Source organism: Muricoccus roseus (assembly GCF_900141905.1).
Taxonomy (GTDB): domain Bacteria; phylum Pseudomonadota; class Alphaproteobacteria; order Acetobacterales; family Acetobacteraceae; genus Roseomonas; species Roseomonas rosea.
Window position 1 is genome coordinate 62,093 of the sequence record NZ_FQZF01000014.1, and the last position, 18,570, is coordinate 80,662.

General features: G+C 71.5%; 16 protein-coding genes and 1 tRNA gene. 4 read left to right on the forward strand and 13 right to left on the reverse strand.

Going from position 1 to position 18,570, the window contains the following annotated elements; genetic code table 11:
• Window positions 1-5: 5 nt before the first annotated feature.
• The 8 genes from BUB97_RS13100 to BUB97_RS13135 all read right to left on the reverse strand — a co-directional run bounded on the left by BUB97_RS13100 (window position 6) and on the right by BUB97_RS13135 (window position 8,304).
• Entirely contained in the window at window positions 6-779 is a 774-nt protein-coding gene (locus tag BUB97_RS13100; protein ID WP_073135414.1) for a TatD family hydrolase, read from the reverse strand.
• Complete coding sequence (gene metG / locus BUB97_RS13105) at window positions 779-2,335, reverse strand: methionine--tRNA ligase (RefSeq protein ID WP_073135416.1); 1,557 nt, start codon at window positions 2,333-2,335, stop codon at window positions 779-781. Before metG ends, BUB97_RS13100 begins: the two co-directional genes overlap by 1 nt.
• 45 nt (window positions 2,336-2,380) lie before the next feature.
• The gene (locus BUB97_RS13110) at window positions 2,381-3,397 is read right to left on the reverse strand and encodes a DNA polymerase III subunit delta' (RefSeq protein ID WP_073135419.1); all 1,017 of its coding nucleotides are present in this window, start codon (window positions 3,395-3,397) and stop codon (window positions 2,381-2,383) included.
• Entirely contained in the window at window positions 3,394-4,038 is a 645-nt protein-coding gene (tmk, locus tag BUB97_RS13115; protein WP_073135421.1) for a dTMP kinase, read from the reverse strand. Before tmk ends, BUB97_RS13110 begins: the two co-directional genes overlap by 4 nt.
• Entirely contained in the window at window positions 4,028-5,245 is a 1,218-nt protein-coding gene (locus tag BUB97_RS13120; RefSeq protein ID WP_073135528.1) for a D-alanyl-D-alanine carboxypeptidase family protein, read from the reverse strand. Before BUB97_RS13120 ends, tmk begins: the two co-directional genes overlap by 11 nt.
• 56 nt (window positions 5,246-5,301) lie before the next feature.
• The gene (locus BUB97_RS13125) at window positions 5,302-6,132 is read right to left on the reverse strand and encodes a septal ring lytic transglycosylase RlpA family protein (protein WP_245818295.1); all 831 of its coding nucleotides are present in this window, start codon (window positions 6,130-6,132) and stop codon (window positions 5,302-5,304) included.
• An 86-nt stretch (window positions 6,133-6,218) separates the two neighbouring features.
• The gene (locus BUB97_RS13130) at window positions 6,219-7,193 is read right to left on the reverse strand and encodes a lytic murein transglycosylase (RefSeq protein ID WP_073135423.1); all 975 of its coding nucleotides are present in this window, start codon (window positions 7,191-7,193) and stop codon (window positions 6,219-6,221) included.
• Window positions 7,194-7,308: 115 nt separating this feature from the next.
• On the reverse strand, window positions 7,309-8,304 hold the full coding sequence (locus tag BUB97_RS13135; protein WP_217659670.1) for a lipid A deacylase LpxR family protein: 996 nt from the start codon (window positions 8,302-8,304) through the stop codon (window positions 7,309-7,311).
• Window positions 8,305-8,368: 64 nt separating this feature from the next.
• On the opposite strand from BUB97_RS13135, the gene BUB97_RS13140 reads away from it, so the two are divergent.
• Both BUB97_RS13140 and BUB97_RS13145 read left to right on the forward strand, forming a co-directional pair.
• Window positions 8,369-8,458: transfer RNA gene (locus BUB97_RS13140), tRNA-Ser, on the forward strand.
• A gap of 85 nt (window positions 8,459-8,543) precedes the next feature.
• Window positions 8,544-9,257, forward strand: coding sequence for an endonuclease III domain-containing protein (locus BUB97_RS13145; protein ID WP_073135425.1), 714 nt, complete (start codon window positions 8,544-8,546; stop codon window positions 9,255-9,257).
• A 4-nt stretch (window positions 9,258-9,261) separates the two neighbouring features.
• Here BUB97_RS13145 and BUB97_RS13150 read toward each other — a convergent pair whose 3' ends face one another.
• The gene (locus BUB97_RS13150; protein WP_073135427.1) at window positions 9,262-10,164 is read right to left on the reverse strand and encodes a WcbI family polysaccharide biosynthesis putative acetyltransferase; all 903 of its coding nucleotides are present in this window, start codon (window positions 10,162-10,164) and stop codon (window positions 9,262-9,264) included.
• Between the two features lie 5 nt (window positions 10,165-10,169).
• The gene (locus BUB97_RS13155) at window positions 10,170-11,258 is read right to left on the reverse strand and encodes a GSCFA domain-containing protein (RefSeq protein ID WP_073135429.1); all 1,089 of its coding nucleotides are present in this window, start codon (window positions 11,256-11,258) and stop codon (window positions 10,170-10,172) included.
• Between the two features lie 93 nt (window positions 11,259-11,351).
• Between BUB97_RS13155 and BUB97_RS13160 the strand changes: the two genes are divergently transcribed.
• Together BUB97_RS13160 and BUB97_RS13165 are read left to right on the forward strand one after the other, a co-directional pair.
• The gene (locus BUB97_RS13160; protein WP_175562624.1) at window positions 11,352-12,005 is read left to right on the forward strand and encodes a DsbA family oxidoreductase; all 654 of its coding nucleotides are present in this window, start codon (window positions 11,352-11,354) and stop codon (window positions 12,003-12,005) included.
• Window positions 12,002-12,712, forward strand: a complete 711-nt coding sequence (locus BUB97_RS13165; protein WP_245818296.1) for a DUF1194 domain-containing protein — start codon at window positions 12,002-12,004, stop codon at window positions 12,710-12,712. Before BUB97_RS13160 ends, BUB97_RS13165 begins: the two co-directional genes overlap by 4 nt.
• Window positions 12,713-13,025: 313 nt before the next feature.
• Here the strand turns inward: BUB97_RS13165 and BUB97_RS13170 are convergent, their stop codons facing one another.
• The 3 genes from BUB97_RS13170 to BUB97_RS13180 are packed head-to-tail and all read right to left on the reverse strand — an operon-like array spanning window position 13,026 to window position 18,528.
• A complete protein-coding gene (locus BUB97_RS13170; RefSeq protein WP_073135431.1) occupies window positions 13,026-14,708 on the reverse strand; it encodes a uracil-xanthine permease family protein in 1,683 nt (560 codons plus the stop codon).
• 46 nt (window positions 14,709-14,754) lie between these two features.
• Complete coding sequence (gene mfd, locus BUB97_RS13175) at window positions 14,755-18,222, reverse strand: transcription-repair coupling factor (protein WP_073135433.1); 3,468 nt, start codon at window positions 18,220-18,222, stop codon at window positions 14,755-14,757.
• Window positions 18,223-18,528, reverse strand: a complete 306-nt coding sequence (locus tag BUB97_RS13180; RefSeq protein ID WP_073135537.1) for an FAD assembly factor SdhE — start codon at window positions 18,526-18,528, stop codon at window positions 18,223-18,225.
• Between the last annotated feature and the right edge of the window lie 42 nt (window positions 18,529-18,570).

Here is an 18,570-nt window from a genome sequence, read left to right on the forward strand (position 1 = left end):
GAGGCCTAGGCGCATCGGGTGAAAAGGCGCTCGAAGTTCCGCGTGGTGATTTCCACCGCCTTCGCCACCTCCCAGCCCCTCACTCGTGCCAGCATGGCAGCGGTATGGGCCACCAGCGCCGGTTCGTTTCGCTTCCCGCGCAGAGGGACGGGAGCGAGATAGGGGCTGTCGGTCTCCACCAGCAGCCGGTCTTCGGGCAGGTCGGCGGCGATGCTCCGCAGCTCCTCGCTTTTGGGGAAGGTCAGGATGCCGGAGAGAGACACATAGCCGCCATCCGCCACCACCCTCTCCGCCAGGGCGCGGGTGGAGGAAAAGCAGTGCAGCAGCGCCGGAAAAGCCCCCCCGGCCTCCCGCTCCTCCGAGAGGATGGAGGCGACGTCGTCATCCGCGTCCCGCGCATGGATGGCCAGCGGCAGGCCCGTGCGCTGGCAGGCGCGGATATGCCGCCGGAAGCCTTCCTGCTGCACCTCGCGGGGAGCCTTGTCGTAGAAATAATCCAGCCCCGACTCCCCGATCCCGATGATCCGGGGATGGTCGGCCAGGGCCACGAGCTCATCCACCGTCGGGAGAGGTCCCTCGCCCGCATTCTGCGGATGCACGCCGACCGTGCCCCAGACCTGCGGGAAGCGCTCGGCCAGCGCCTTCACCGTCGCGGCCTGCTCCACCCGAACGCCGATCGTGACCATCCGGCCCACCCCGGCCTCGGTCGCCCGGTGGATCACCGCCTCGATCTCGTCTTCCGAGTAGTAGTCGAGGTGGCAGTGGCTATCGACGAGCATCACGCCGCGTCCTCGATCTTTCGGAACAGCGGTGAGGGCGGCGGCAGGGCGGTGTCGTCGGCCAGCGGGGTGGCGAGGTCGGAAAGGGCGCGCGCCCCCTGCCCCACCCCGAGCTGATCCAGCATCGCCCCCATGGTGCCGGGCATGAAGGGCTGCAGCACGGTCGCCACGCCCCGCAGCGCCGTGTGCAGGCTGCGCAGCACCGCCGCCATCCGCTCCGGGTCCGTCTTCTTCAGGGACCAGGGCTTCTGCGCATCGATCCAGGAATTTCCCTGCCGCACCACCACCCAGACCCGCTCCAGCGCTTCGCCGAAGGCCTGGCGGGAGATGGCCTCGTCCACCTGCGCGGGCAGCGCCTCGACGGGCCCGAGCAGCTCCCGGTCCGCCTCGGTCGGCGCGGTGAGCGGCGGTAGCCGGCCCTCGCAATTCTTGCCAATCAGCGCGAGCACCCGGTTCGCCAGGTTCCCAAGGTCGTTCGCCAGCTCGCTGTTCAGCCGCCCGATCACGGCCCGGCGGGAGAAGTCGCCGTCATTGCCGAAGGGCACCTCCCGCAGCAGGTAGTAGCGCAGCGGGTCCAGCCCGAACTCCTCCGCGAGCTGGAGCGGATCCAGCCCGTTCCCGAGCGACTTGGACATCTTCTGCCCCTCGATCGTCAGCCAGCCATTGGCGAACACGCGCCTGGGCGGCTCGAGCCCGGCGGCCATCAGGAAGGCCGGCCAGTAGATGCAGTGGAAGCGCGTGATCTCCTTGCCGACCATGTGCACGTCGGCCGGCCAGAAGCCCCATTTCTCCGAGCCCGTATCCGGGTAGCCGAGCGCGGTGATGTAGTTCGTGAGCGCGTCCAGCCACACATACATGACATGGGCGTCGTCCCCCGGCACCGGCACGCCCCATTTGAAGGAGGTGCGGGAAATCGAGAGGTCCTGCAGCCCCGCCTTCACGAAGGCCGTCACCTCCCGCCGCGTGCTGGCCGGCGCCATGAAATCCGGATGCGCCTCGTAGAATTCGAGCAGCTTCCCGGTCCAGGCCGAGAGGCGGAAGAAGTAGGAGGGCTCGCGGGTCCACTCCACCGGCGCGCCGGAGGCGATGGCCACCTTCTTCCCGTCGCGCTCCTCGATCTCGTCCGGGCCGTAGAAGGCCTCGTCCCGCACGGCGTACCAGCCCTCGTAATGGCCGAGATAGATGTGGCCGGCGTCCTTCAGCCTCTCCCACAGCGCCTGGCAAGCGCGCTTGTGGCGCTCCTCCGTGGTGCGGATGAAGTCGTCGAAGGAGACGCCGATCTTCTCGGCCATGGAGCGGAAATCACCCGCCAGGCGGTCGGTGAAATCCTGCGGGGAAAGCCCGGCCGCGACCGCCGCCTGCTCCACCTTCTGCCCGTGCTCATCCGTGCCGGTGAGGAAGAAGACCTCGTTCCCGGCCAGCCGCTTCCAGCGTGCCAGAACGTCAGCCGCGATGGAGGTGTAGGCATGGCCGATATGGGGCTGGCCGTTCAGGTAGTAGATCGGCGTCGTCAGGAAGTACCGCTTCCCGCCGGCAACCCTGTTGGCCTCGCTCATCGTCCAGTCCCGCGCCCTTGTCCCGCCGGCGCGATCCGGCCCCCGCTAAACCGAGAGCCTGGAGAGACCGGTCAGCACCGCCTGCTTGCGGTCCAGGTTGAGCGTGTCGGTCTCGTCGGCCAGCCGGCCGAGCATGTCCCACAGCCCCGCCCACTCGGCAAGGCCGCGCCCCTCCATCCAGGGGGCCGCCCCCTGCCCTCGCCCGGCCTGCCTCAGGGCTCCCGCGATGGCGTCCCGCAGCAGCGCGAAGAAGGTGGCGAAGGCGCTCCCATCGCGCTTGGCGGCCAGCCGGTCGGCCAGGGCATGCAGCTCCCGCGGGTCCGGCCGGGGCAGGCGGGCGAGGAACCCCTCCACCTCGCGCGCCATGGCCAGGCCCTCGCCCTCGGCAAGCGTGAGGGCCCGGCCCGGGCTACCGGCGGCCATCCGCACCAGCGCGGCTCGGTCATCACCGGTCATGTCAGGCAGCCACCGGGCGAGGACGGAGCCCATCAGCCCTTCCTCGAGGGGGAAAAGGTCCAGCCGCCGCACCCGGCTGCGGATGGTGGGCAGCAGCCGGTCGGGCGCGGAGGCGGTCAGGACCAGCACGGCGCGCGGCGGGGGCTCCTCCAGCGTCTTGAGCAGGGCGTTCTGCGCCTGCTCGTTCATCGCCTCCAGCTCTTCGATCACCACCACGCGCCAGCCGCCCTCGGCCGGGGTCATGGCGAGGAAGCGGGTCAGCTCGCGCACATCCTCGACCCGGATGATGACCTTCTTGCCCTTCTCGCCGGTGCTCGGGACCAGGGCGCGCAGGTCGGCATGGGCGCCCGCCGCCACGCGGGCGAAGAGAGGATTGGAAGCGGGCACGAAGAGCGGTGACTCGCCGGGAGGAGTCGCCGCGGGCATCCCGGCCAGGACCCAGCGCGCATAGCGCCAGGCGAGCGTCGCCTTGCCCACCCCGAGCGGCCCGGTCAGCATCCAGCCATGATGCATCCGGCCGGAGAGTGCGGCGTCGCGCAGCGCGGCGGCGGCGTGGTCATGACCGAACAGGGCCGGATTGGCGCGGGGCTCCGGCGGAAGGCTCACAAGGGCGCCCCCAGCCTGTCCCGGAGTGTGCCCAGGGCGGCGGACAGCACCTCGCCGGCCGGGCGCACCGCGTCCAGCACGGCACAGCGCCCGGGCTCGCGTGCCGCGATGTCCAAGAAGGCCGCGCGCACACGGCCATGGAAATCGGCCCCCTGCATCTCGTAGCGGTTGGCATCCCCGCGTGAGAGCGCCCGGCCCATCCCGCGTTCCGTCGGCAGGTCCAGCACCAGGGTCAGGTCCGGCCGGAGCGCGCCGAGGGAAAGGTCACAGAGCTGCTCCCATACCTCGCGCGAAAGTCCCTGCCCCGCGCCCTGATAAGCCAGCGTGCTGTCCGCGAACCGGTCGCAGACCACCCAGATGCCGGCGGCCAGCGCCGGTTCCAGGCTGATCGCCACATGCTCCCGCCGCGCGGCGAAATGCAGCATGGCCTCGGCCACAGGGTCCCAGGGGCCCTGATGCAGTATCAGCGTGCGGACGGCCTCCGCCCCTGGCGCCCCGCCGGGTTCGCGCGTCCGCAGCACCGGCAGGCCTGCCCCGGCCAGCTCCGCCGCCAACGCGCGGGAGAGGGTGGTCTTCCCCGCCCCCTCCCCGCCCTCCAGCGTGATGAAGCGCCCGCGGCCGCGTGGCGCGTCAGGCGCCACCGACCATCCGCCCGATCACCGCGGGGATGCGCGGAATGAGGCCGAGCCGCGCCACATCGGCACCGGCCAGCAGCGGCACGGTCATCGGCGGCACGCCGGCGCCCGAGACCTCCAGCTTGCCCAGCTCCTGCCCCTTAGCGATGGGCGCGGGCACCGGGCTGTCATAGCGCAGCTTCACCTGCAGGTTGCGGCGCCACTGGCGCGGCAGGGTCAGCACCACGTCGCGCCCGCCCACCAGCGGCACCTTCAGCCGCTCCCCGAGATAGACCGGCGCCTCCTCGATCGTGTCGGAGGCGCGGAAGAGGGCGACGTTCTCGAACTCGCGGAAGCCCCATTCCATCAGCCGCTCGGTCTCCTCGCGGCGGGCGGACATGCTGGGCAGCCCGTTCACCACGAGGATCAGGCGCCGGTCCCCGCGCTTGGCGCTGCCGGTCAGGCCGTAGCCAGCCTCTTCCGTATGGCCGGTCTTCAACCCATCCGCGCCGGCCACACGACCCAGCAGCGGGTTGCGGTTCTCCTGGTTGATGTCGTGCCAGCGGAAGGTGCGCTCGCCATAAATCCTGTAGTGGTCCGGGTGGTCGTTGATGATGTGCCGCGCCAGCGTCGCCAGGTCGCGGCAGGTCATCCGGTGCTCGGGGTCGGGCCAGCCGGTGGCGTTGCGGAAGGTGCTGTTCTCCAGGCCAAGTCGGCGGCCGTAGTCGTTCATCAGCTCAGCGAACTGGGTCTCGCTGCCCGAGATGCCTTCGGCCAGGACGATGCAGGCATCGTTGCCGGACTGGATGATGACGCCACGGATCAGGTCCTCGACCTTGATGTTGTCGCCCAGCCCCACGAACATCTTGGAGCCGCCCATGCGCCAGGCGCGCTCGCTGACGGGCAGCTCCTGGTCCATGCGGAGCCGGCCCTGCTTCAGCAGGTCGAAGACGACATACATCGTCATCAGCTTCGACATGGAGGAGGGCGGCATCCGCTCGTCCGCGTTCTTCTCCAGTAGCACGGCGCCGGTGTCGGCATCGACGATCAGCGCCTGGCGCGCGATCGTGTCCACCGGCCCGAGCGGCGTGCTGGCCGGCGAGCCCGGCGGCGGCGCGGGCGCGCGCGAGCCGCGCTGCGCCCCGCGCGACTGCGCCTGTGCCTCACCCGCCACCAGCCCGCCCGAAAGCCCGATCGCGGCCATCGCCCCGATCATGTTCCGACGCTTCGGCATCCCCATGCCCCCCAGTTCCGTGACCGCGCCCGCCATTCAGCCATGGCGGGGCCGTCCTAATCCACGATGATCCGCGCTTCCGATACGCCCGCGCGCAGCGCGCCGTCGAGCGCCCTGTCCGCCTCGGCGGGCGTTCCGAAGGGTCCGAGCCGGACCCGCCACTCCTGCTGCCGCGCCGGGCCGAAGGCCTGCACACTGGCGCCGCCGAGCCGTGCGGCCTGCCGCTGGGCCGCTACGCGGTTCGTAAAGCTGCTGCCCTGCACGAACAGGCGCCCCGGCATGGCCGGCCCCTGCGAGACGCGTTCGGGTAGCAGCACGGGCGCCGCCGCGCGCTCCGGCCCGGCTGCCGCCGCCTGGACGACGGGACCGCGCCCCTCCCGAACCCGGTCCGCCTGCCGCGCCCCGGCGATGGGAGCCAGGGACTCCCGCTCGACGGTCCCGGTCGGCGCTGCCGCGATGATGGGGCGGCTGCCTTCCGGTGCCGGGAGGCCGCTGGCAAGGCTGCGGGACAGGTTGCCGTCCACGGCAAGCCGCACCTGGGCAGCACGGCCCGGCGCGACGCCCAGCAACTCCGCCGCCCGGCGGGAGAGTTCGACCACCCGGCCGGGATCCGCCGGGCCGCGGTCGTTCACACGCACGGCCAGCGAGCGCCCGTTTTCCAGGTTCGTCACGGTGACGATGGCGGGCAGCTGCAGGGTGCGGTGCGCGGCCATCAGCGCGGCGGGGTCATGCACCTCGCCATTCGGTGTCCGCCGGCCGGCGCGGGCATCCGCAGCCACGCTCGCCAGCCCTGTTTCCACCAGCCCGAAATCCTCGCGCGGATAGAACCAGAGATCACGGAGGCGGTAAGGCTCGCCCACGACGTAGCGCGGTTCCCCTGCCGGCACTGGCGGCTCCGGGGCCTTGCAGCCCGAGAGCAGCGCCAGGCTGAGCCCAAAAGCGAGCCCGGGCCCGAGAAGGGTGACAGGCCGCCTCACGCCACACGGTCGGAGAGCATGCCGACCGCCAGGGCGTAGAAATTGGAGGGGTTGTAGCGCCGGATGACATTGAAGTTCTGGTAGACCAGGAAGGCCTGAAGGCTGCCGGACGAGACGCCGGGGCAGATCACCGCGCCCGTCATGTCCAGCGCCGGCACCGGCGTGCCGTCAATGAAGGTGAAGCCCTGGCGTGCCCACTCACGCAGCGGGCGCACATTCTCCCGCGTCGCCTGATACGGGTCGAAACCGGAGGGGAGCACCACCTCCCGCCCCCAACGCTCATCCTCGCGCCAGCCGGAGCGGGCGAGGTAGTTCGCGATCGAGCCGAGCGCGTCCGTCCGGTTGTCCCAGATGTCCTTACGGCCGTCGCCATCGGCATCCACCGCCAGCCGTTCGAAGCTGCTGGGCATGAACTGCGGATGGCCCATGGCCCCCGCCCAGGAGCCGCGCATCCGCTCGGGCGTGACATGGCCGGCATCCAGGATCCGCAGCGCCGCCATCAGTTCGCCCCGGAAGAAGCTCGCGCGCCGGCCCTCCCAGGCGAGCGTCGCCAGGGCTTCGATCACGCCGAAGCCGCCGGTGTTCTGGCCGTAATTCGTCTCCATGCCCCAGATCGCCACCATGAAGCGGCCGGGCACGCGGAAGCGGCCCTCCAGCGACTGCAGCATGGCGCGGTTGTCCGCATAGGCGCGGCGGCCGTTGTCGATGCGGGTCTGGCTGACGATCCGGTCCCGGTACTGGTCCCAGGTCAGGGTGCTCTCGGCCTGGCGGCGGTCCAGCTCGATCACCCGGTCCACTGGCCGGATGCCGGACAGGGCGCGCTGCAGCGTGGCGTTCGAGACCCCCGCGCGGCGCGCATCCGCCCGTACGCCATCGAGGAAGGCCTCGAAGCTGCCCTGCTGCGCCAGCGCGGGCGTGGCCAGCAGCAGGGCGGGGAGGGAAAGGACGGACCGGCGGCTGAGGCGGCTCATGGGCGGAGAGGTGCCACTTCCCGGTCTCCGGGGCAACCGGGACGCTTTGCAACAAGCTGTTGCGCGCCCCGCCTGACTCCTCGCCTCATCCGGTCCGGCCGGGCGCGCTCCCCCCTCAGAACCGGAAGGAGGCGCTGAAGGAGCCGAAGGACTGCACGCCCTTCTGCCCGTAGAACTCCTCGCTCCGCAGCACATGGGTATAGGCGAAGCGCACCCCCCGCCACATCACGGCCGCCCCGACCTGCGCGTCGCCCACGACGATGCGCTTGTCCACGCGCGGCCCGTCCCGCCAGGTGTTGCCATCCAGGAAGATATCGCGCGCGGTGGCGCGCCCCTCCACGCCGGCGAAGACATACCAGCCGAAATCCTGGCGCGGCTGGAAGAAGCCCGAGCCGGCCAGGGCCGGGCGGATCCGCACCGGGCCCCAGTCGGCGTCCAGCCCATCCCCGATGCGGAAGATCGCGCCGGCGGAGGCATAGGTCTGCACATTGCCCACTGCGCCCGCTACCACGGGGATGGTCTCGGCCTGGAGGGATCCGATCTGCCCGGCCGGGATGCGCCAGCGGCGCTCCAGCAGCAGCGTCGCCGCCGGCTCGTCCTTCAGCTGCCGGTCCCAGCCCTCCGCGTTCTTGATGTTCAGGAGGTCATGGTAGTTGTTCTGCACGAACTCGCCGAGCGCCGAAGGGCCGACCACGCCGAGCTGGATCTCGGCCAGGGTCTGGCTCCGCTCCGTGGTGCGGGTCAGGCTCGCCGCGCCATAGAGATAGCCCGCATAGGGTCGGTCCCGCGGGTCCGGGTTTCGGCGGGACGTGTCCTGGGGCGTGTAGATGTTCTGGCCGAAGGACAGGCCCCAGCGGAGCTGCCCCGGCTCCACGGCATAGTCCAGCGCCCGGTCCATCCAGGCCAGCGGCCAGGGCAGGTTCTCGGAAGGCGAGCGCCAGGTCAGCAGCAGCCCGTTGGTGTAGTAGCGGTCCGACCCGCCGAAGAGGTCGTTCTCCACAGTCAGGCTCAGCGTGCCGCGCCAGTCCGGAGGCTCCTGCGCCATGGCCGGGGCGAAGGCCGGCGCGGCGGAAAGCAGCGCGGCGATGAGAAGGCGCGGTCTGCGCATCATGGTTCCCTTGGTCACGAAGCCGGTGTAACCCGGCCCCGCGCGCCTGTCGCGGCGCGATCGCCGGGGATGGGTGGCAGAGCGGTCGATTGCTCCGGTCTTGAAAACCGGCGTGGGCGCAAGCCCACCGTGGGTTCGAATCCCACCCCATCCGCCAGGGCGGCCTGTCCGGCCCGCCGCGGCACGGATGCCGCCGCGCGAAACGGAACGCAGCCCGGCCGGCGCCCCGGCGTTTGCTCACCATGTCGGCGCCGCAAGCCTCCGTCTCCGCCCCTGCCCGACCGGCTGCGCCGGACAAGCGCCCCTTCGACTATGACGAAGCGTTCCGCCGCCTCCGCGTGATGCTGGCGGACCGTCCGAAGGCCGCGATGTTCGAACTGCGCGACCGTGGCCATGGCACGCCCTTCGAGCAGCTCGTCGCCAGCCTTGTCTCCGCCCGCACGCGCGACGAGGTGACAACCCCGGTCTGCCTCCGCCTCTTCGCAGTGGCGCGCACCGTGGCAGAGATGGTCGCGCTGGACGAGCCGACCCTCGCCGGGCTCCTGCACGGGGCGACCTTCCCCGAACCCAAGGCGCGGGACATCCTCGCCCTCTCCCGTCGCATCCTGGATGAGCATGGCGGCGTGGTGCCGGAGACGATGGAGGGGCTGATGGCCTTCCGCGGGGTCGGCCCGAAGATCGCGGCCCTCACCTTGGGCGTCGCCTTCGGCCGCGCCGCCATCGCCGTGGACATCCATGTGCACCGCATCGCCAACCGCTGGGGCGTGATAGCGGCCGGCACGCCCGAGCGGAGCATGGCGGCGATGGAGGCCGTGCTGCCCCGGCGCTACTGGGTCGAGATCAACGAGCGCCTCGTGCCCTTTGGCAAGTTCGTCTGCACCGGGGAGCGCCCGCGTTGCTCCACCTGCCTCCTGCTCGACATGTGCCGGCAGGTCGGGGTGACGGCGGCGCGCTGAGGCATCATCCCAGGCGCAGCAGGGTGGCCAGCGTGTCCCGCACCGGCTTTGCGCGCGGATGCCGCTCGACCGCTTCCGTCACGCGCTCCGGCATGGCGCGGTAGAGGGCAAAGCTGGCGGCGATGAAGCCCGCCAGGTCCATCACCTGGATCGGCCCTTCGCCGCGGATGACGTTGCGGAACAGGTAGTGCCCGGGCAGGCCGAGCCGCCGCCCGATCTCGGGATAGACCGGAAACACCGGCATCCGCGACAGAGGCTCACCCAGCACGTCCGAGGCGTCGGTCAGTTCAGGCAGGTCGTGGCCGAGCTTGCGGAGCACGAGCCGCGCCATGTCCGCCACGACCACGCTGCGCGGATGGTTGATCGTGTACATGAAGGCGACGTGCCGCTGCCACAGCGGCAGCCGGTCGCCGATTTCGATCCCCATCCGGCGGAAATGCGCGACCATCGCGCCGGCTGCCTTGGCGTGGTCCTCGAAATAGCCGAGCCGAGAGAAGACCATGGCGTTGAAGAGCGCGGCCGTGCGGGCCTCGTCCAGCCTCAGCGTGAAGGCCGCCGCCGCCAGGGCGGAGTGGTATACGTCGAGCGGCGATCCAAGCCCGCCGCGTGAGTCGGACAGGTAGATGCAGTCGGGCTGGAAGCCGTTGAAAGCGATGGTGGGGATGAAGACCGTCTCCGGATGCGTCTCCCGCAGCTGCTTGTGCCGCAGCGGGCCGAGCCGCTCATTCACCTCCGGATGCGCGAAGACCCGGTCGAACCCGCGCAGCTCCGCCGCGATCGCATCTGCGCGCTCGGCCGTGGCCGGGTTCCCGGTGCCGTGGCGGACCACCTCCGCGCCGGGAAAATAGAGCGCCAGGGCGTCGGCGAAGGTGCCGGTCTGGCAGTTGCCGATGACGGCGAAGCGCATCCCGGTCAGCGCGCCCGTGCCGAAGGGAGGGAATGCTCGATCGCCTCCTCGTCGCAGACCACCCCGAGGGTCGCCTCCGTCTCCGCATCGATCGCGCCTGCCTGTACGGCCGCCGGGGCTCTCGCCCCGTGAGAAGCCTTCTGGGAAGCCCCCTGCCCCTCCTCGTCGCCCCGGCCCAGGAAATGCCGCCCGAACACCGCCATGACCGCCGCCACACCCTCCTCCGTCACGGCCCGCAGGTTCGGCGCGAAATAGGCGCCGCGCGCCTGTGGCCCCGTGATGATCTCGTAGGAGGGGAAGTAGGCGACATGCGGGAAGCGGTCCACCGCCTCCTGCGCCGCCACCCGCAGGACCGACTTGCTGTAGGTGGTCGCCGGAAGCACATGCGCCGCGCTCATGGTGGCGACGAGCGGCACGGGCGAGACGGTGAGGATGACGCGGGCCGACGGGTTGACGTCCCACAGCCGCTCGACGACGCCGAGGAGGTCGGCCCGCACCTCGTCGAGGGTGAAGTTGTGGAAGCGGTGCCGCATGCTCGATGGCGCCTCCGCCACCACGCCCGGCGCGAGCGGATAGGCCGTGCCATCCTCGCCCAGCCAGGTTTCGGTCAGGCCCAGGGTGAAGACGAAGGCCGTGCAATCCTCCAACACCCGCCGCACCGCCCCGAGATGCGTCGACCTCGCGGCGCGCACCGCCTCCTCGCTGGGATGGCCATTCATCGGGACGCGCGGGCGCAGCGCATCGACGAAGCGCCCATCCGCCCGGCGCCAGACATCGTCGGCCGGGCGGTGCAGCCCATAGGCCTCGTCGATCAGCAGCAGCATCTGCCGGGCCGTGTAAATGTTCCCGTAACGCGCGGAGAAGCCGCCGTCCTCGGCCGGGTCGCCCGCCTCGGTGCGCAGATGCCCGTAGCCCGAGGCCGCGAGATGCCGGGCGATGTGCTGGGCGAAGCAGCTTCCGGCGGTCGCCACCCGGTCCGCCGGGGTCAGGTTGAAAGGCGCCGCCACCACCGGGTCCACCACACCTCCGGGCGGGTCGGCCACGGCCCGCGACCAGAAGGCGTGATCGGGCCGGTCGGCATAGGGGTTGGGCATGGGCACTCCGGCAAGGCTCGCCCGATCCTAGGGCGGGCCGGGCGCCTTCGAGAACCCTGGCCCGCGCGACCCCGGCAGGGCTAGACTGGGCCGGTGAACGCGCTCACCCCGCCCCGCGCCCGGCTGCCCATCGAGGTGGTCTTCGATCTCGTATGCCCCTGGTGCTTCCTCGGCACGCGCCGCCTGCGCCGTGCCCTGCGTGCCCGGCCGGAGCTGGTGGCCGACCTGATGTGGCGCCCCTTCCTCCTCAACCCGGACCAGCCCGCCTCGGGCCGGGACGCCTTCGCGCGCCGTCCCGGCGGGGCGGACCGCGCCCGGCGCCTGCACACCACCCTGGCCGAGATGGGCCGGGCCGAAGGCGTGCCCTTCCGCTTCGACCTGATCCATCGCACCCCGCCATCCCTGGATGCCCACCGGCTGGTGCGTCTGGCCGCCCGGCGGGGCGTGGCGGAAGAGGTGGTGGACCGGCTGTTCCTCGCGCATTTCGCCGAGGGCGCGGATATCGCCGACCACGCGACCCTGGCCGGCATCGCCGCCGCGGCCGGGCTGGACCGTGCCGCGACGCGCCGCTTCCTCGCCGGGGACCAGGAAGCCGAGGCCGTGCAGGCCGAAAACCTCCGCGCCCACCGCCTGGGCATCAACGGCGTGCCCTGCTTCGTCCTGGCCGGTCGCCATGCCATTGCCGGCGCGCAGGAGCCCGAGGTGCTGCAGCGCCTGCTGGACGTCGCCCAGGCCGAGGCCGCGTGACGCGAGGGCGGATCGGGCGCCGCGGCGCCCTCCTCCTCCCGCCCGCACTCGCCGCGGGGTCCACCGCCGCGCAGCCGGCCGTCGTCGATCTCCTCCTCGTCCTCGCCATCGATGCCTCCGGCAGCATCGACGCGGATGAATTCCGCTTGCAGCGGGAAGGCTGCGCGGAAGCCCTCACCCATCCGGCCGTGCTCTCGGCTATCAGCGCCGGCCCGCGCGCTTCCATCGGCGTGGCCCTGGTGGAATGGGGCGCCCCGGGCGGGGCGGCCACGATGGTTGATTGGCACCGGGTCATCGCTGCCGCCTCCGCCGGGGTGCTCGCCCGCGCCGTGCTGGACGCCCCCCGCTCCCGCCAGAGCTGGAACGCCATTGGCGATGCCCTGGACCATTCGGCCGCCCTCATCGCCCAGGCCCCCTGGGCCGCGAGCGAGCGCGTGATCGACCTCTCGGGCGATGCGCCCGACATGCGAAGCCTGCACCCCGTCGAGGGCGCCCGCCGAGCCGCGGCCGCCCAGGGTATCGTCGTGAACGCCCTCGCGATCGAGGGCGGCCGCCCCGGCCTGACCCGGACCTACGAGGAAACCGTGATTGCCGGCAACGGCGCCTTCGTCATGACGGCGGAGCGCCGCGGCGACTTCGCCCGGGCACTCCGGGCGAAGCTCATCCGTGAAATCGCCCTGGCATCGCCGGGGACGCAGACCGGCTGATATCCCCCTTCTGGGGGTTCTGAGCGGCGCGGTTTCGCCGGTGAGGGCTCCGCCCCCAACCCGCCAAGGGCCTGAGGCCCTTGGAACCCCGCCTGGCTGCCGTGGATGCCCCGGACCAGTGGGGTCTCTGGATGGCGGGCGCATGTTCGGCCTTTCCAGTCGCCTGAGGTCATCGACCTCAGGCGCACCGTCATCCCCATGACTCCAAACTTGAAGAAAAGGATGATGGTGAGGGGTCCGGGGAGAGGAAGAATTCCTTCTTCCTCTCCCCGGGACAGACCGTCAGCGCGGAACAATCCCCCGAAGGCCCGCCTCAGCCCTCGAAGCGCAGCCGCAACTCCCGCCGTCCATCCGCCCGTGTGGTCTCGCGCATCGGCCCCGCCCGGAAGCGGAGGATCGCGACGGCGAGGGCCACCGGATCCTCCTCTGGTGCGGCGGCGCCGGCCGGCAGCATCCGCCCAGCCCAGGAGAGGCGGATCTCGAGCGCCAGCTCGTCCCAGCGCGCTTCCACCTCCAGCGAGGTTCCGGGATCGAGCAGATCGGGCGCCGCGTGGCCGAACTCCTCCAGCGCATCGGCGGCGCGCTCGACGAGCGCGGCCAGTGCGCCCCAGCGGCGGCCCTCTTCCGTGATGAAGGCCGACAGGGCGCCGGCCCCCTCCGCCGGCACCCAGCGGGTTGCCGCCCGTGGTGCGGTGCCGATCCGGAACAGCGCGTTGAGGATGAGCGCCGTGACCAGGGCGAGGACCAGCGAGGAGCCGATCACCCCGCCCAGCCATTCCGGCATTCGCGCGTAGAACTGCGGCACGAGGTCGTAGGAGAGGCCGAGGATGAGGGCGAGGCCGATGGTCGCCGTGCGCCGGGCGTCGAGCAGCCGCTGCGCCACGATACCCATGCCGGCCGAAACCACGAAGGCCGCGGAGAAGAGCAGGATCGCGCCGAGGACGCTGCGCGGAATGGCCAGCACCAGCCCCGCCGTGCCGGGCAGCAGGGCCAGGGCGCACCAGAACAGCCCGACGGCCACGGCCACCCGCCGCGCGAGGATCCGGGTGGCGACCGAAAGCCCGATGCTGGCCGAATAGGTGTTTAGCCCGGGAACGCCGAGCAGCCCGGCCAGCAGCGTGCCCACGCCATCCGCCAGCGTGCCGCGCCGGACGCTTTCCATGTCGGGCGCGGTCCAGCGCGGGTCGTTGGCCCGCTGGGCCGTGACGATGTCGCCCGAGGCGCGGGCGAGGCAGGCCAGCGCCCCCATGAGGAAGCCAGGCAGGAGCGTCCATTCCCCCGCTGCCGGCAGGACCAGCGGCCAGGTGATGGGCGCCCAGTCCGGGACGGCCGGCGCGGTGGCATGCCCGCCCGCTCCTTCGAGGAGGAAGGTCAGCGCCGTTCCCGCGACAAGACCGCAGAGCGCCGCGAGCGGCCGCAGCCGCGCCCCGCCCCAGACTGAGACGCCCAGCACGACCGCGAGGGCCAGAAGGCCGCCGGCCAGGGCGGCCGGGGAGTCGGGGCCGGCGCCACGGCCGATCCCGAGCATGAGCCGGAAGCCGAGCAGGCCCAGGATCACCCCGATGAGGAGCACCACCAGCCCCATCACCTCGGCCGGGACCCAGGCGCGGAGGCGGCGGATCTGGGTCGCCAGCAGGATCTCCATGGCCCCGGCGGCAATGGTCATGGCCGCCACCGCGCCGAGCCCGCCGACCCGCGCGGCGACGAGCGCCGGCGGCACATAGGCGGCGGTGAAGACGGCGGGGATGAGGAAGCCGGAGCCGATGCCGCGCCAGCCCCAGGCCTGGGCCAGCGTGGCCAGTCCCAGGGCGAGCATGCAGAGGTCGAGGTAGCGCGCCCGCGTCGCCTCGTCCGCGCCGGCCGCATCGGCGACGAGCAGCGGGAAGACCAGGGTGACGGACATGATGGCGGCATGCTGCAGCGCGGCCCCGAGAAGGGTGGGCCAGGGCGGCCGCGAATCCAGCGGCCATGACGCCGATGCCGCCCGTTCACCCATGCCGCCTCCCCCGGGACTCGGCGATCCGCCGGTCCTCGGGGGGACGCTAAGCCGCCTTCGCCTCGCTGGCGACGCGCAGCAGCGCCTGGAGGATCTCCCGCGCCACCTTCACCCGCTGCGCCAGCTCCATCTCCCGCACCACGGCCAGCTTGTGGTCCGGCCGCAGCTTCACCGCGCCCTTCTGGGAGACGACCCAGCCCGCCAGCCCGCCGGGATTCGCGAAGTTGTTGCGGCGGAAGGCCAGCACGATGCCCTTGGGTCCCGCATCCAGCTTCTCCACCCCGGCCTCGCGGCACATCCGCTTGATGGAGACGACCTGGAGGAGGTTCTCCACCTCCGGCGGGATGGGCCCGAAGCGGTCGGTCAGCTCCGCCGCCATCGCCTCCAGCTCCGCCTCGTTCGCCAGCCCGCCGATGCGGCGGTACAGGCCGAGGCGCACGGGAAGGTCGCGCACATAGTCCTCGGGGATGAGGACGGGCAGGCCGAGATTGATGTTGGGCGTCCAGTCCCGGTCCGGCGCCTCGCCCTTCGCTCCCTTGCCGCGCTGGCGGTTGCGGATGTCCTGCACCGCATCCTCCAGCATCTGCTGGTAGAGCTCGATCCCGACCTCCCGCACATGGCCGGACTGCTCGTCGCCCAGCAGGTTACCGGCGCCGCGGATATCGAGGTCGTGGGAGGCCAGGGTGAAGCCGGCGCCGAGATTGTCGAGCGTCTGCATCACCTCCAGCCGCTTCTGCGCCGCCGCCGAGAGACGGTGGGATTGCGGCCAGGTGAGATAGGCATAGCCGCGCTGCTTCCCGCGCCCGACCCGCCCGCGCAGCTGGTAGAGCTGGGCGAGGCCGAACATGTCGGCCCGGTGGATCAGCAGCGTGTTCACCGCCGGCATGTCCAGCCCGGACTCCACGATGTTGGTGGAGAGCAGGATGTCGTATTTCTGGTCGCCGAACTCGGTCATCACCCGCTCGAGCTCGGTGGGCGTCAGCCGCCCATGCGCCTGGGCGACGCGGATATCCGGCACGATTTCCGTCAGCCGCGTCGCGACCTTCGGCAGGTCCTCCAGCCGGGGCACCACGCAGAAGACCTGGCCGCCGCGGAAGCGCTCGCGCTGGATGGCCTCGCGGATCACCACGCTGTCCCAGGGCATGATGAAGGTGCGCACCGCCAGCCGGTCCACGGGCGGCGTCGCGATCACGCTCATCTCCCGCACGCCGGAGAGCGCGAGCTGCAGCGTGCGCGGGATGGGGGTGGCCGTCAGCGTCAGCACATGCACATCGGCCTTGAGCGACTTCAGCCGCTCCTTATGCGCCACGCCGAAATGCTGCTCCTCATCGACGATGACGAGGCCGAGATCGGCGAATTCCACCCCCTTGGCCAGCACGGCATGGGTGCCGACCACGATGTTCACCGTGCCGTCCTTCAGCCCCGCCTTCACCTCCGCCTGCTCCTTAGCCGTCGCCATGCGGGAGAGCTGGCCGACCTTGATGGGCAGCCCCTCGAAGCGCTTGGTGAAGGTGCGGTAGTGCTGGCGCGAGAGAAGAGTGGTGGGAACGACCACCGCCACCTGGGCACCGGTCATCGCCACCACGAAAGCGGCGCGGAGCGCCACCTCGGTCTTGCCGAAGCCCACATCGCCGCAGATCAGCCGGTCCATCGGCTTGCCGGCCGAGAGATCCTCCAGGATATCGGAAATGGCGCGCAGCTGGTCCTCCGTCTCGGCGAAGGGGAAACGGGCGCAGAACTCGTCCCAGGCGCCTTCGGGCGGGGTGGCCATTACCCCTTCCTTGGTCTGGCGCTCGGCGGCGGTGCGGATGAGCTGCGCCGCCATGTCCTGGATGCGGGACTTCGCCTTCGCCTTGCGGTTCTGCCAGGAAACGCCGCCGAGCTTGTCCAGCGCGACGCCCGCGGAATCGCTGCCGAAGCGGGTGAGGACCTCGATGTTCTCCACCGGCAGGTAGAGCTTGTCCCCGCCATCATAGATCAGGCGGAGGCAGTCATGCGGCGCGCCGCCCGCATCCAGCGTCTCCAGCCCGTCATAGCGGCCGATGCCGTGATCCGCATGGACGACGAGGTCACCCTCCTCGATCTCCGTCGCATCCGCGATGAACTGGTCCGCGCGCTTGCGGCGGCGCGGAGGGCGGGCGATGCGGTCGCCCAGCAGGTCCTGCTCGCCGGTGACGGAAATCCCGGGCTCGCCATCGGCGCCGGCCCCGCCGATGAAGCCGCGCTCCAGCCCCCAGACGGCCAGCCCGACCACCCCCGGCGGCAGCTTCCGCACGCCGGGCCAGTCGTCCACCGTCTGGGTCGGCACATTCGCCTCCCGCAGCAGGTTCGCCAGCCGGTCCCGTGAGCCGCGGGTCCAGCCCGCGAGAACCGCCCGCCGACCCTGCCCCGCCATGGCCTTCGCATGGTCGTGGAAGGCCTGGAAGACGTTGCCGCCGGCCTGGCGCACCTCGGTGAAAAGCCGCCCCTGGCGGCCGCCCGCCTCGACTCCCTCGGTGCCGTCCGGCTTGCCGAAGGGGTTGAAGCGCAGCACCGGCCCGCCGGAGAGCATCCGGTCCCAGCCCTTGCGGTCCAGGTAGAGGCGGCGCGGCGGCGCCGGGCGGTAGGGCACCTCCCCCTCGCGCGGCGGCAGCCGGCGGGCCTCGTAATGGTCCTCGATCATCTCCAGCCGGGCTTCCAGCGCATCCTCGGCCTGATGGTCCAGGCTGGTGGAAGCGGGGCCGAGATAGTCGATCAGCGTCTCCATCTTCTCGTGGAAGAGCCCGGCCCAGTGCTCCATTCCCGGGTGCCGCTGCCCCGCGGAGACGCTGACATAGAGCGGGTCGTCCCCCGCCGCCGGGCCGAAGAGGTCGCGGTATTCGGTGCGGAAGCGCGTGATCGAATCCGGGTCGAGGAAGACTTCGCCCATGGGCCGGAGCCACAGCTCCTCCATTCCCTCTCGGCTGCGCTGGGTGCCCGGGTCGAAGCGGCGGATGCTCTCGATCTCGTCGCCGAACAGGTCCAGCCGCACCGGGTCCGGCTCCCCGGCGGGATAGAGGTCGATGATGCCGCCGCGTACGGCGTATTCGCCCGGCTCCATCACCGTCCCCGCGCGGCCATAGCCATTGGCCTCGAGGAAGCCGATCAGCTTCTCGGGATCGGTCCGCCCGCCCTTGGCCAGGCGCAGGGTGGCCCCGGCGAAGACCGCGCGGGGCGGCACCTTCTGAACGAGGGCGTTGACGGTCGTCAGCACGATGCGCGGCCGCGCCGGCGGCTCCATCAGCCGGGTCAGGGTCGCGACGCGCTCGGCGGTGATCTCGGGGTTGGGCGAGACGCGGTCATAGGGAAGGCAGTCCCAGGCCGGGAAGGTCAGGACCTCCGCCTCCGGCGCGAGGAAGGCCAGGGCGTCGGCCATGCGCTGCATCCGGGCATCGTCCCGGCATACATGCAGCACCGCCCCCTGCTCTTCCGCCCGCCGGCGGGCCACCAGGAGCCCGTCATACCCCTCGGGGGCGCCGTAGACGTCCAGGGCCATTCAGTTCTTCCGCATCTCTTCGGGTATTCCCGCCCCGGGAAGCGCGCTCGCCTCCATCAGGCGAAGCATCATCGGGGATTGCAGCTCGGCCGGCACGGGGCGGCGGCCGGAGAGCCAGTCGGTCAGGTCCACATCCGGCAGCTCCAGCAGCTCCTCAACCTCGTCCAGCTCCTGCTCGGAGAAGGATTCGATCCGGTCCGAGACAAAGCCGCCGATCAGCAGGTCGGTCTCCTTCGTGCCGCGATGGCGTGCCCGGAAGAGCAAACGCCGCCGCCGCGGGGAGAGTTCGTTCAGTTCGTCATCCATCGCGCTTGCCCCGTTCGGCATTCGTTCGTGGCGTGCCATATA

Coding starts and splice junctions, on each gene's coding strand:
- metG (WP_073135416.1), bottom strand. CDS start 2,335: ATGAGCGAGGCCAACAGGGTTGCCGGCGGGAAGCGGTACTTCCTGACG.
- BUB97_RS13170 (WP_073135431.1), bottom strand. CDS start 14,708: ATGGGTGAACGGGCGGCATCGGCGTCATGGCCGCTGGATTCGCGGCCG.
- BUB97_RS13150 (WP_073135427.1), bottom strand. CDS start 10,164: ATGCGCTTCGCCGTCATCGGCAACTGCCAGACCGGCACCTTCGCCGAC.
- BUB97_RS13155 (WP_073135429.1), bottom strand. CDS start 11,258: ATGCCCAACCCCTATGCCGACCGGCCCGATCACGCCTTCTGGTCGCGG.
- BUB97_RS13135 (WP_217659670.1), bottom strand. CDS start 8,304: ATGATGCGCAGACCGCGCCTTCTCATCGCCGCGCTGCTTTCCGCCGCG.
- BUB97_RS13100 (WP_073135414.1), bottom strand. CDS start 779: ATGCTCGTCGATAGCCACTGCCACCTCGACTACTACTCGGAAGACGAG.
- BUB97_RS13145 (WP_073135425.1), top strand. CDS start 8,544: ATGTCGGCGCCGCAAGCCTCCGTCTCCGCCCCTGCCCGACCGGCTGCG.
- mfd (WP_073135433.1), bottom strand. CDS start 18,222: ATGGCCCTGGACGTCTACGGCGCCCCCGAGGGGTATGACGGGCTCCTG.
- BUB97_RS13130 (WP_073135423.1), bottom strand. CDS start 7,193: ATGAGCCGCCTCAGCCGCCGGTCCGTCCTTTCCCTCCCCGCCCTGCTG.
- BUB97_RS13180 (WP_073135537.1), bottom strand. CDS start 18,528: ATGGATGACGAACTGAACGAACTCTCCCCGCGGCGGCGGCGTTTGCTC.
- BUB97_RS13120 (WP_073135528.1), bottom strand. CDS start 5,245: ATGCCGAAGCGTCGGAACATGATCGGGGCGATGGCCGCGATCGGGCTT.